Below are 12,978 nucleotides of genomic sequence, written 5' to 3' on the forward strand. Positions count from 1 at the left end.
TTCTTTTGGTTGTGCAAAAAATGTTATCTTTATAAATCTACCAAGAAAAAAGATGAAAAAGATTTCAATTAAATCATGGGCTTTAGATGATAGGCCAAGAGAAAAGCTATTGTTAAAAGGAAAATCAACTTTGTCGGATGCAGAGTTAATAGCAATTTTAATAGGGTCAGGCAATAGAGATGAAAGTGCTGTTGGATTGGCTAAAAGAATTTTAGTGTCAGTAAATAATGATTTAAGTTCGTTGGCTAAGCTATCTGTAGAAGAATTAATGAAGTTTAAAGGAATAGGTGAGGCTAAAGCAATATCAATAGTTACTGCTTTAGAATTTGGAAAAAGAAGACAGTTTGAAGAAAAAGTAATAACACCAAAAATAAGTAGCTCTAAAGATGTTGCAAAAATTATGCTACCATTAATAGGAGATTTACAGCATGAAGAGTTTTGGGTGTTGTACCTAAACAATTCGAACAAAGTTTTAGCAAAACATCAATTAAGTAAAGGCGGATTTACTGCTACATTGGTAGATATACGCTTATTATATAAAAGAGGACTCGAGTTATCTTCTATCGGAATTATTGTTTGTCATAATCATCCTTCAGGAAAGTTAGAACCTAGTAGATCAGATATAGAGCTAACTCAGAAGATAAAGAAAGCAGGAGAGACTTTAGATATTAAATTGTTAGATCATTTAATTATTACTGAAAAAGCGTATTTTAGCTTTGCTGATGAAAGCATCTTATAGTTGTAGGTTTTACAACTAATATCTAATGAGTATGATACTGATTTACACCCATAAAGTTACTCCTCGAGTTCGTTATATTTTCAAACAAATTTTTACACGCATTTTACAGGTTGAAATAGATTTTACAGGTAAAGTAGAAGAGTTTGTTGCTTTTAACGGACCAAAATTTTCATATACTAACGTACCTTTAGGTAAAGAATTTTTTGTTCAGAGTAATGAGTTGTTATTTCAACAAGGTATAAAAGATGTTGAAGTTAACATACAAGAGTGGGAAGGAGTACCTTGCTTTTTTTCTGCAATTGAAGCTTCAGAAATTCCATTTGATATTTTTGCTGCTAGTTTTTATTTAATTACTAGGTACGAAGAATATTTACCACATATTAAAGATAAACATGGGCGTTTTTCGGCAAATCAAAGTATTGCTTATCAGAACGGATTTTTAGAAAAACCTTTAGTTGATGTTTGGGCATACAAGTTTTTAGAGGTTTTAAAACATAAATTTCCCGATTTTGAAAACGAAGCAAGAACATATCAATATATTTCAACTATAGATGTTGATAATGCCTATGCATACAAACACAAAAGTTTTATAAGAACTATAGGAGGGTTTTTAAAAGATGCTTCACAATTTAAAATTTTTACAATTTGGGATAGGTTTGCGGTACTTTTCAATCTAAAAAAAGATCCGTTTGACACTTTTGAAAAGATTATAGAATTAAAGAAAACGTATAACGTAAGAACTATTTTTTTCTTTTTAATAGGAGATTACACAACATTTGATACCAATGTTTCTGCTTCAAAAAGAAAATTCAAGTTGTTGATAAAAGATATGGTAGATTATGCTCGGGTAGCTTTGCACCCGTCATATTACAGCATGAACGATGTTTCTTTGTTAAAGAAAGAAAAAGAACGTTTAGAGGCTATTACCAATATTCCTATTAAACGATCGAAACAACATTATTTACGAGTTTCGTTGCCTGAAACTTATCAGCAATTAATCGATTTAGAAATAGAAGAAGATTATTCAATGGGATATGCTAGTCATGTCGGTTTTAGAGCAAGTACATGCACTCCTTTTTATTTTTATGATTTAGATTTTGAAATTCAAACGCCGTTAAAAATATTTCCATTTGCGTTGATGGATGCAACGCTTAATGACTATATGAGGTTTACACCCAAGCAGTCACTGGGAAAAATTAGAGATTTAAAAAATGAGGTAAAAGCAGTCAATGGTACTTTTATTACGGTTTTTCATAACGAAAGTTTGAGCAACTATTTGAGATGGAGAGGTTGGAGTAGGTTCTATAATTCAATGCTTAAAATAGTTAAAGAAGGATAAAAAATATGGAAATAAAACACTTGTTTTTTGATTTAGATCATACACTTTGGGATTTTGATAAAAATTCAAAACTAACTTTTCAAAAAATTTTCCAAGAGCAAAATATTGCAATTTCTATCGATGATTTTTTAGAAGTATATATGCCTGTAAATCTAAAATATTGGCGATTGTATAGAGAAGATAAAATAGAAAAAGCTGCGTTAAGATATCATAGATTAAAAGAAACATTTGATGCTTTAAATTATAAGGTTTCTGATAATATGATTGATGTAATTTCTGAAGATTACATTCGTTATTTGCCTAGTTATAATTATCTTTTTTCTGATGCTGTAGAAGTTTTAGAATATTTAGAAAATAAATATCATTTACATATTATAACCAATGGTTTTGAAGAGGTACAGAATTTAAAACTTCAAAAATCAGGGATTGATAAATATTTTAAGCAAGTAATTACTTCGGAATGTGTTGGAGTAAAAAAGCCTAATCCAAAAGTTTTTGAATTTGCTTTAAGCAAGGCAGAAGCAGAAGCTCACGAATCGATTATGATAGGAGATAGTTATGAAGCAGATATAATGGGAGCTTTAAATTCAGGAATGATGGCAATCCATTTTTCAGAAGAAGCAAAAAATAAAAATAAAGGAGTACAGAGAGTGGCCTCATTAATAGAATTAAAAAAATATTTATAAGTTTATCAAGAATAAAGATATCATAACTAATAAGACATAAAATGAAAAGAATACTTTTAGTAGCATTGTTTATTTCAACAGCAAGTTTTGCACAGAAATCCATCAATAATTACAAATACGTAATCGTACCAAGCAAGTTTGATTTTGTAAAAGAAAAAGATAAATATCAAACAAGTTCATTAACTAAATTCTTATTTAATAAATATGGATTCACCGCTTTTTTAGATGATGAAGAGCTACCTACAGAAATTGCTAATAATAGATGTTTAGCTTTAACAGGAACTGTAAAAGATGAATCAAGTATGTTTACCACTAAAAGTGTTATTGAACTAACTGATTGTTATAATAAAGTTGTATTTACGTCAAAAGAAGGAAGAAGTAAAGAAAAGGAATATAAAAAAGCGTATCAAGAAGCAATTCGTAATGCTTTTAAATCGATTGAGGCTTTAAAATATACATATATTCCGTTACAAGAAGATGTTGTAACTAAAAACAAAGAAGTACCACCAGTTGTAACTGTCGTACCAACAGTAGTTAAAAACACACCAGCTGAGGTTGTTGAAAAGCCAGCTAAGGCTAAAGAACAATTATTCGCACAGCCTGTAGCTAATGGATTTCAATTAGTAAACATGAAACCAGAGGTTGTTTTTCAAGTGTTAAAAACTAATGTAAAAGATGTTTTTGTGATAAAAGATAAAAATGGAGTCTTATACAAAAGTGGAAATTCTTGGTTTGCTGAATACTATACAAATGATGGCAAAGTAACTGAAGAATACCAAGTGAAGTTTTAATTATTTTTCTATTAGATATTTAATAATAGCTAAGAGAAAAAGGCTAAAACCAATTACTAAACAAGTATAATATAAATAGCTCCTTTCTTCTTTAAAGACTATTGAAGAAGGGAGTATTATTCCAGATAATAAATACAAATAAACAGGTTTAATTTTCGTTAAATTCATAGGTTTTAATAGTTGTATTTATCCTTCCAACGTTGTTTTAACAATTCTCTAAACTGATTTTCACGAGCATTATTTCCAGGCTCATAAAATTTAGTATTCTTAATTTCATCAGGTAAAAACTCTTGATTTACAAAATTACCTGCATAGTTATGCGAGTACTGATAGTCTTTTCCGTAATCTAAATCTTTCATTAATTTTGTTGGAGCATTTCTTAAATGCAACGGAACAGATAAATCTCCAGTTGTTCTAACCAAATTTTGAGCTTCTCCAATTGCCATATAAGAAGCATTACTTTTAGCTGAATTAGCTAAATAGACAGCACATTGACTTAAAATTATTCTAGATTCTGGATATCCGATAACTGAGACTGCTTGAAAGGTGTTATTAGCTAAAATTAATGCTGTTGGATTAGCATTACCAATATCTTCAGAGGCAGCAATAAGCATTCTTCGTGCAATAAACTTTACATCCTCACCACCTTCAATCATTCGAGCTAACCAATATACTGCAGCATTAGGATCACTTCCTCTAATCGATTTGATAAATGCAGATATTATATCGTAATGTTGTTCACCAGTTTTATCGTATCGTACTGTATTTTTTTGAATTTTCTCTAGTACCAGTTTATTAGTAATGTCAATTTCATCGTCCGCTGCTACTAATAATTCAAATATATTAAGCAGTTTTCTAGCATCTCCTCCTGAAACTTGTAGTAAAGCATCAGTTTCTTTTAGGTTGATTTTTTTCTGAGAAATAATTTCATCCTTTTCCATTGCTCTATGTAAGAGAGCTATTAAATCATTTTTATCAAAAGAATTTAGAATATACACTTGACAACGAGAGAGTAGGGCAGGTATAACTTCAAAACTTGGGTTTTCTGTAGTAGCACCAACCAAAGTTACCCAACCTTTTTCTACAGCACCTAACAAAGAATCTTGTTGCGACTTACTAAAGCGATGAATCTCGTCTATAAATAGAATAGGATTTTTTTGTGTGAACAATCCTCCACTTTTTTTAGCTTTTTCTATTACTTCGCGTACATCTTTCACACCAGAACTAATAGCGCTTAAAGTATAAAACGGACGTCCAGATTCATTAGCAATAATGTTTGCTAAAGTGGTTTTGCCAATTCCTGGTGGTCCCCATAATATTAGAGAAGGAATAATTCCTTGTTTAATATGGTTGGTTAAAATGCCATTATCTCCCACTAAATGTTGCTGACTAATATAGTCGCTTAAATTTTGTGGACGTATTCTTTCTGCCAAAGGTTGATTCATTTTGTAAAAATAGCAAAGATTTATGACAGAACTTCAGAAATACTATTTTGGATTTATTTTTGTTATTTTCATGTTTATGAAAACAGAGCCACAATTAAAATTTTCTTCAACGGTTTTTACAATTCCCCTTATTTTTGTTTTTGCAATATGGTTTGTGTATTGGTTAGAAATTAAATTTGGATGGAATTTTAATAAATTTGGGGTGTATCCTAGAAATTTTAGTGGTTTAAAAGGGGTTTTTTGCTCTCCTTTTATTCATAGTGATACAAATCATCTTTTTAATAATTCTGTTCCTTTATTTGTGCTCTCTGCATGTCTTTTTTACTTTTATAAGGAGATTTCAGTGAAAGTTTTGATTTATGGGGGAATGATAACCGGATTATTAACATGGTTAATAGCTCGTGAATCGTATCACATAGGAGCCAGTGGGATTGTGTATCTACTTTTTAGTTTCGTTCTTTTTAGTGGTATTATAAGAAAGAACTACCGTCTTGTAGCGGTTTCTTTCATTACTATTTTTTTATATGGAAGCATGGTTTGGTATGTATTGCCAATTAAAGAAGGCATGTCTTGGGAAGGGCATCTATCAGGTCTAATGACTGGATTTATTTTCGCCCTCTTATATAGAAAAAGAGGGATTGTAAAAGAAAAGTTTGAGTTTTCTAAAACAGAATTTGATAAGATGTTTGATGAGGATGGAAATTACATTCCACCAGAAATTATAGAAGAAAATGAACTAAAAGAAATTAATTACAAGTACATTTATAAAGAAAATGATGAAGAGTAAGAATAAAAAATCCTGCGATAAAGCAGGATTTAATTTTTTATAAACGTTGTCTTACGGATTCATATAAAAAAGCGCCACAGGCAACCGATACATTTAATGATTCGATTTCACCTAATAATGGTAGTTTGGCTTTATAATCCACCAGCTTTAAAACAGATGTACTTACTCCTTTGTGTTCAGACCCCATAACAATAGCTATTGGTTGATTAAAATTGATATCGAAAACCGAATCTTCAGTTTTTTCAGTAGCAGCAACTAATTTTATGTCTGCAGCTTTTAATTGAAAGATAGCATCTTTTATATGATCTACTTTACAAATTGGTACTTTAAAAGCAGCACCAGCTGAAGTTTTTATTGTTTCAGCATTTACAGGGGCACTACCACTTTTCTGGATAATAATTCCGTTAACACCTGTACATTCTGCTGTTCTAATAATAGCTCCAAAGTTTCTTACGTCAGAAACCTGATCTAATAATAGAAACAGGGGAGTGCTATTAGATTCTAAAGTTTCTTCTATCAAAGTATCTAAATCTTCAAATTCAATAGGAGAAATTTTGGCAACCGCTCCTTGGTGATTATTGTGTTTAGATAAACGATCTAATTTTTCAGTAGGAACTACACTCGTTGATATTTTGTTTTTTTTCAACAATTTGTCTAATTGAAAAAACAAGTCTCCTCGTAAGCCCTTCTGAAGGTATACTTTATTTATTGAAGCTCCACTTTCTATAGCTTCAATAATAGCTCTAATACCAAAAATGTTTGTGTTTTGTTCCATGCTGCAAATGTAGTTCATTTTACGGTATAAAAAAACCACCTCAAAGGAGGTGGTTTAAAGTTTAAGAAATTTTAATTCTTATTAATTGTTGATATTTGGGTTGTTCTGAATCTCAGCTTGAGGAATATCCCACGTTAAACGATCGTCGTTATAAGCAACACTAACACCACTTTGTGCATAATGGTTAGTACCACGTGTTATCGTAGCTTGGTTTCTCTTCATTGCTAAATAACTTTTACCTTCTCCCCATAATTCAATTCTAGTTTGTAAGTAAGCTTCATCAACTAAAGCTTGACCTGATAAACCAGCAACATAAGCATAATCCGCAGGATCATCAAATCTCTCAGCTAATAATGCGTTAAGATAAGTATGGGCAGTAGTATCATCACCAATTTTAGCAGCAGTTTCAGCAGCTAATAAATAAAGTTCATCAATTCTCATGTATAGGTAATCGGTAACAACTACTCTTTGACCTCCTATTTCTCTACCTGGATGATAAAATTTATTTATAGGTAAAAGGTTATAATAACCAGAGCCAGGATGAAACTGTCCCTTTCTAACATCATTAGCATTTATTTGAGCATAAAGATTAGAGTCAATAGCTTTAGCGTCACCAGCCCAAGCATAGCTATAAGTAAATACATCCATTTGCCCCCACCAAGATATTAAGTCTAAACCTTGTTCTGTTGTTAAGTCAGCTCCCCACATCCAACTTCCAGTAGCTACATCATTAAAACCACCAGTAGTTTCTTCTTTTGTAGTCAATGGAAATTCTCCAGATTGAATAACTTCGATAGCTAAATCTCTTGCCATTTGATTAGAGGCAGGAGTATCCATAGCAGCATAAGTGTATGCTAAAAGTGATTTAGCAACATTTTGATTAATTTTACTCTTATTACTTCTGTTAAAACCATCTAACATTGTAATAGCTTGACTTAAATCTTCAATAATTAAATCAAAAACCTCACTGGTTGGGCTTTGAGGTTGAGCAGGTTGCCCAACTTCTGTATAGATAGGTAATACAGCGGTATTAGGGTTGTATTCTTCAATAAAGAATTGAGTTAAATAAAAGTAAGCATAAGCTCTCATGGCCTTAGCTTGAGCAAAATTATAAGCATTATCACCAGTTGGTTGAGCTTCATTTCCACCTAAAGCATCAATAACAAGGTTAGCTGAACGAATAATTCTGTAATAGTATCTCCAAGGCATGTAATTATCAGTATTAGTATAGTCTACTGTAGATTGATAATCAGTAAAACCAGCATACCAACCGTAGGTACTAACACTTAAAGCCATGTCTCCACATAACATATCACTAAAGATATCATAACCTTTTTGACCGAAATCATCGTGACCACCATCACCACCTGTTCCTGTTAAAAACATCATTTCGTACATACCGTTCACAGTACCAGCTAATACCTCAGGTTTAAGAGCACCAGAAACAGCAACGTCATCAGATTTTATAAATTGACTAGGTGAAGTTTCTAAAAAGTCTTCGCTACAACTATAACTTAATGCTATAAAAGCGCAAGCAGCTATAGATTTTAAAAAATTTATTTTCATTTTATATTGTATTAAAATTTAACATTAACACCTAAAGTAATGGTAGTTAAAGGTGAGTATCTGTATGTATTAGCAGCACCAGTCTCAGAAGTAGAAGGGTTGAATCCTTTTCTATCACTTAATAAGAACAAGTTATCGCCAGACATCCAGATGTTTACATTTGAAACTCCTGAATTTTCAATAAACTTTTTAGGAATAGTGTAACCTACTCTTAAATTGTTTAAAGATAAATAATCAGTTGAAGTAATAAATCTACTAGATAAAGAGTTAACTTGAGGGTTTCTATTACTCATTAATCTAGGAACATCAGTAATATCTCCAGGGTTTTGCCATCTATTTCTTATGTCAGTATGCCAGTTGTTATTACCAACTTGATCGTTATCCATTAAAGCAGCATAAGCACCATCATATGCATACCCTCCTAAGCTATATGTAAACTGAGTACTGAAGTCAAAATTATGAATTTGACCAGATAATCTAAATGCTCCTCTAACATCAGGTATTACAGATTTTCCAATAAATTTTTCTGTAGCTTCATCATAAGTACTAGTAGTTGTTTTACTAACAGCGTTATTAGGATTAGCAGTTTGATATTCATATAAACTTTGAATACCCTCACCAGCGTCTAAACTACCATTATTATTTGCATCATGATAGTATTGCGTCCATAAAGGATAACCGTTTGTAGGATCAACTCCTGCCCACTCTCTCATGTAGAAATCATAAATACTATGGCCAACAGCTCTACCGTAACTTCCAGCAATATCAAGAACTTTTTGTTCTCCTGTTGCAGGGTCTATAGGCATTGCAATTAATTCGTTATTTGCTATTTCTCCATTTATACTAAAATCTAACTTGAAGTTATCTTTTTTGATAATGTGAGAAGTTAAATCAAATTCTAAACCAGAGTTTCTTAGTTGTCCATCGTTCACTGTTAAAATAGCATCTCCAGTTGAAGGAGCGTCTCTTCTTTCAAAAATCAAGTCATCAGTATTTTTAACATAGTAGTCAACAGATCCATCAATAATGTTATTGAATAAAGTGAATTCAGTACCTACTTGAAACATTTTAGAAGTTTCCCAAGTTAATGCAGGGTTTCCAATAGGTCTAACGCTTAATGAGATTTCATTATTTAAGTTACCTATATCATAATTGTTTTGGTAGTTATATAAACCAACACCTGCTTGATCACCTATAAGTCCATAACTAGCTTTTAACTTAAGGAAGTTTACAAAGCTTGAAGAAGCCATGAAGTTTTCTTTACTTAAAATCCATGAAGCACCAAAAGAACCGAAAGTACCCCATTTGTTATCAACAAATCTTGAAGAACCATCTCTACGAACAGATCCAGTGAAATAGTATTTATCATTAATACTGTAGTTAACTTGTCCAAAGTAACTTTCAATATTAGCTTCGTTGGTATAACCTGTAGAAGGTGAAGAAGTAATGATGTAGTTGTTTAAAGATTCGTTACCACCCCAAATATTAACCAAGTTTTCTTTACTTGCTGTAGAGGTATCAAACTCATACTGGTTAGTTTCATGAGCTAAAAGAATTTCTAAATTATCATTACCAAGTTGTTTTTTATAACGCAATAAGTTTAAGAAGTTTTGAGATGTTACTTCAGAAAATCTTCTAAAAATACTACCTCCTTGTCCCTCAGCTGAACCGTAAAATGGGTTGTTGATATTATCAGCTTTTATCATAAAATACTGAGCACCATAAGTGTTCTCAAAAGTTAAGCCATCTGCAATTTGGAAGTTTAAAGAAATATTTCCATTTAACTCGTGACGCTTACTTTGGTTTGTGTCATATTTTGCATCAGCAATAGAGTTTGTTAAAGCTCCAAAACCACGACCAACTCCATAATCATGTTTAAAACCACCAAAGTATGGGTCATTAATTAAAGCTCCATTAGCATCTCTTTCATATAAAGGATAAATAGAAGGGATATTATCAACAAACCAAAATATACTTCCAGAGTCAGATGATTGACCATTAGTAGTGTTTTTAGAATAAGCATAACCAATATTAGCTGTAGCAGTTAACCATTTTGCTGGTTTGTGGGTTAAGTTCAATCTTGTAGTGTACCTATTATAATCAGAACCGATGATGTATCCTTTATCATTTAAATAACCAAATGAAGAAAAATACTTGGTATCATCATTACCTCCACTCATGTTTAAATTTGTTTCAGTTCTAAACGAAGTTTGAAAACCGTAATCTCCCCAGTTTTCTGGGTCGTATTTTCTGGTAACACCAGCTCTCACTTTACCAGTAGCAGGATCAATAAGATCGCTAACACTATTTACATTCCACATGTTGTATTTAGCATTAATACCTCTACTAGAGAAAAGGTTAGTATTAGCATAAGCAGCACCATCTGCATTAGGGTTAATATCTAAACCTCTATTTGCCATTGCTTCCCATGAAGTTTCAATATATTCCTCAGGAGATTTTATTACATCATATCTAGGTAAACCACTAAAGTTAACACCAGATTTAATACTAACATCTATGCTAGATGATCCAGCTCTACCTTTTTTAGTTGTAATTAAAATTACACCATTGGCACCTCTAGCACCATAAATAGCAGTTGCTGTAGCATCCTTTAAAATAGTAGTACTTTCAATATCACCTGGGTTAATAGAGTTTATACTTCCTGAGAAAGGAACTCCATCTACTACATATAAAGGGTCTCTGTTTCCATTTACAGAACCAAAACCTCTAATTCTAATTGTAGCAGTAGAACCAGGTTGTCCTGAAGTGTTAATAACATTTACACCAGCAACCTCACCAGCTAACGATTGTGAAACGTTAGAAAAACTCTTAGCAGCAATGTTTTCTGTTTTAACTACTTTTGCGGTACCTGTGTACGACTGTCTAGTAGTTGTACCATAACCAACTACTACAACTTCATCAAGTAAGTTGTCCCCTTCTAAAAGTACAGAAATCTGATTAGAAGCGCCTACTGTTCTTTCAGCTGTCTTCATACCAACAAAACTGAAAACTAAAACATCGCCAGTTTTAGCATTGATAGAGTAGTTTCCATCGAAATCAGTTTCAGTACCCTGAGTGGTACCTTTTTTTAAGATTGTAACCCCAGGCAATGGTCCTGTTTCGTCAGAAACAGTACCTGAAATTGTTCTGTCTTGTGCAAAGGATATTTGCACAACCAACGCTAGTAATAGCGTTAGAATTCCATTAAACTTTGTTCTCATTGTGTAATTATTTGAATTAATTAGGCGCTAAAATCATAAATATATCTTAAATAAACAATTTTTTAACATAAAAGAGTTTTGGTTTTTTTTAGATGTAAGAAAAATAAAGGTAAAAATTATATACCCTATAAAAACCAAAAGGTTATAATCTTTTGGTTTTTATAGGGTATATAGGTGATTTTTGAGTAGGCTTAGTCTACAGCCCACCAAACTTTTGTGTCTAAATTATCTGGACCTTGAATAGCAATTGCTTTATCATAGTTTTCTTTATTTGTACCTAAAGCAGTTAAAGGATAAGCTTGTCTATTAGGTATGCCAGCAGTTGTTGCAGCTGTAGGTTTAGTTAAAGGAACTTGATTAGAACCATGTTTCCTCCAATCAAACCAAGGCTCATAACCTTGCATAAATAAAGCAACCCATTTTTGATATGCAATTGTCTTTAAACCATTAAAAGCAGGTCTGTTACTGATATATGTGTTTATATCAGAGCTATTAACACCCCATTGCTCCATTGAAGCTTCTATACCGTCATTAGTAAACTCTTCAGCTGTTTGTTCAGTAGTCCAATTTAATTGAGCAGCTTCTGCTTTGTTTAATAATGTTTGAGCATATGTGAAAATATACCCCTTGGCAGTGGCGTTGTAAATAATGTCATCAGTAATAAAAGAAAAGTCTTTTACTTCTGGATTTCTTTGTCCATAAGGAGCCCCCACATAAACACCAGCATTTTGTGACTTGCTTCCATATTTTTCTAATCTAGGGTCTTCAGGAGCGGTGTTAGAACCAGTTCCAATTAAAGCATCTACAAAAGGTTTACTAAGTATTTCATCTTCTCTATTGTCTGTTACAAATGAATCATACCATAAGTTATCATAAATAGATGTAAACTGGAAATAGATATTATCACTATTGGAATTAATTACACCATTTTGAATAGCTTTATCATAATACTTTTTACCTAATGTAGGGTCTTTTTTAGATAGACGTAATGCCATGTTTAACATAAGCGTGTTACCAAATAATTTCCACTTATTCATGTCTCCATAAAATAAGATATCACCAGAAGGGCCTTCAGTAGAAGTATTTATAATACTTAATGCATTTTCTATTTGGTTAAAAAGATCTTGGTAAATATCTAATTGCTCATCAAATTCATTATATTGATTTTCAATACCTTTGTTAGCGTCAAAATAAGGGATCATCCCCCAGTTATCTGTCATGAAATTAAAATAATAGGCCTTAGTAAGCATAGCAACTGCTTTTTGATTGTTGTTATCACCATAAGCGGCTGCAGCTATTTGAGTATCAGGATTACTGTTTAATTCTATTACTTTGTTTAAATCAGTGATATGAGCATAATATCCTGCATAGTCATATCTTTGTGTGGTGTATACAGAAGCGTCTTCGTATTGAGCATTAGAAACATATTGGACATAAAGAGCAGGTCTAGTAGCTCCATAATGTATGGTTCTGAATCCTAATTGACCTCCTGCTAAAAGAGAAGAAGCTATGGCTGTATTAGGTGAGTCTGGATCGGTGTTTATATCTCCAAAATCGACTTTTGTACAGCTAGATATAGCAAACAAAAGTGTTAGAGCTAGTATATATATATTGTTTTTTTTCATTGTT

General features: G+C 32.0%; 10 protein-coding genes. 5 read left to right on the top strand and 5 right to left on the bottom strand.

The window, feature by feature from the left end:
* The first annotated feature begins 52 nt into the window (after positions 1-52).
* The 4 genes from radC to C8N26_RS06150 are packed head-to-tail and all read left to right on the top strand — an operon-like array spanning position 53 to position 3,555.
* Positions 53-739 carry a RadC family protein gene (gene radC, locus C8N26_RS06135; protein WP_120186498.1) on the top strand — a complete coding sequence of 229 codons (687 nt, stop codon included), beginning with the start codon at positions 53-55 and terminating at the stop codon, positions 737-739.
* A gap of 31 nt (positions 740-770) precedes the next feature.
* Positions 771-2,078: a polysaccharide deacetylase family protein gene (locus C8N26_RS06140; protein ID WP_120186499.1), complete on the top strand. Its 1,308-nt coding sequence runs from the start codon at positions 771-773 to the stop codon at positions 2,076-2,078.
* A gap of 5 nt (positions 2,079-2,083) precedes the next feature.
* Entirely contained in the window at positions 2,084-2,764 is a 681-nt protein-coding gene (locus C8N26_RS06145; protein ID WP_120186500.1) for a YjjG family noncanonical pyrimidine nucleotidase, read from the top strand.
* A gap of 41 nt (positions 2,765-2,805) precedes the next feature.
* On the top strand, positions 2,806-3,555 hold the full coding sequence (locus tag C8N26_RS06150) for a hypothetical protein (RefSeq protein WP_120186501.1): 750 nt from the start codon (positions 2,806-2,808) through the stop codon (positions 3,553-3,555).
* Positions 3,556-3,728: 173 nt separating this feature from the next.
* Here the strand turns inward: C8N26_RS06150 and C8N26_RS06155 are convergent, their stop codons facing one another.
* Positions 3,729-5,000: a replication-associated recombination protein A gene (locus C8N26_RS06155; RefSeq protein WP_120186502.1), complete on the bottom strand. Its 1,272-nt coding sequence runs from the start codon at positions 4,998-5,000 to the stop codon at positions 3,729-3,731.
* Positions 5,001-5,076: 76 nt separating this feature from the next.
* Between C8N26_RS06155 and C8N26_RS06160 the strand changes: the two genes are divergently transcribed.
* The gene (locus tag C8N26_RS06160) at positions 5,077-5,787 is read left to right on the top strand and encodes a rhomboid family intramembrane serine protease (RefSeq protein ID WP_028890715.1); all 711 of its coding nucleotides are present in this window, start codon (positions 5,077-5,079) and stop codon (positions 5,785-5,787) included.
* 37 nt (positions 5,788-5,824) lie between these two features.
* On the opposite strand, the gene rlmB is transcribed toward C8N26_RS06160, so the two are convergent.
* The 4 genes from rlmB to C8N26_RS06180 all read right to left on the bottom strand — a co-directional run bounded on the left by rlmB (position 5,825) and on the right by C8N26_RS06180 (position 12,974).
* Positions 5,825-6,562 carry a 23S rRNA (guanosine(2251)-2'-O)-methyltransferase RlmB gene (gene rlmB, locus C8N26_RS06165; RefSeq protein WP_120186503.1) on the bottom strand — a complete coding sequence of 246 codons (738 nt, stop codon included), beginning with the start codon at positions 6,560-6,562 and terminating at the stop codon, positions 5,825-5,827.
* A gap of 81 nt (positions 6,563-6,643) precedes the next feature.
* A complete protein-coding gene (locus C8N26_RS06170; RefSeq protein WP_120186504.1) occupies positions 6,644-8,128 on the bottom strand; it encodes a RagB/SusD family nutrient uptake outer membrane protein in 1,485 nt (494 codons plus the stop codon).
* Between the two features lie 11 nt (positions 8,129-8,139).
* Positions 8,140-11,349 (bottom strand): SusC/RagA family TonB-linked outer membrane protein, encoded by a 3,210-nt coding sequence (locus C8N26_RS06175; protein ID WP_120186505.1) that lies wholly within the window; start codon positions 11,347-11,349, stop codon positions 8,140-8,142.
* Between the two features lie 191 nt (positions 11,350-11,540).
* The gene (locus C8N26_RS06180; protein ID WP_120186506.1) at positions 11,541-12,974 is read right to left on the bottom strand and encodes a SusD/RagB family nutrient-binding outer membrane lipoprotein; all 1,434 of its coding nucleotides are present in this window, start codon (positions 12,972-12,974) and stop codon (positions 11,541-11,543) included.
* Between the last annotated feature and the right edge of the window lie 4 nt (positions 12,975-12,978).

Source organism: Tenacibaculum lutimaris (genome assembly GCF_003610735.1).
Lineage (GTDB): Bacteria > Bacteroidota > Bacteroidia > Flavobacteriales > Flavobacteriaceae > Polaribacter > Polaribacter lutimaris.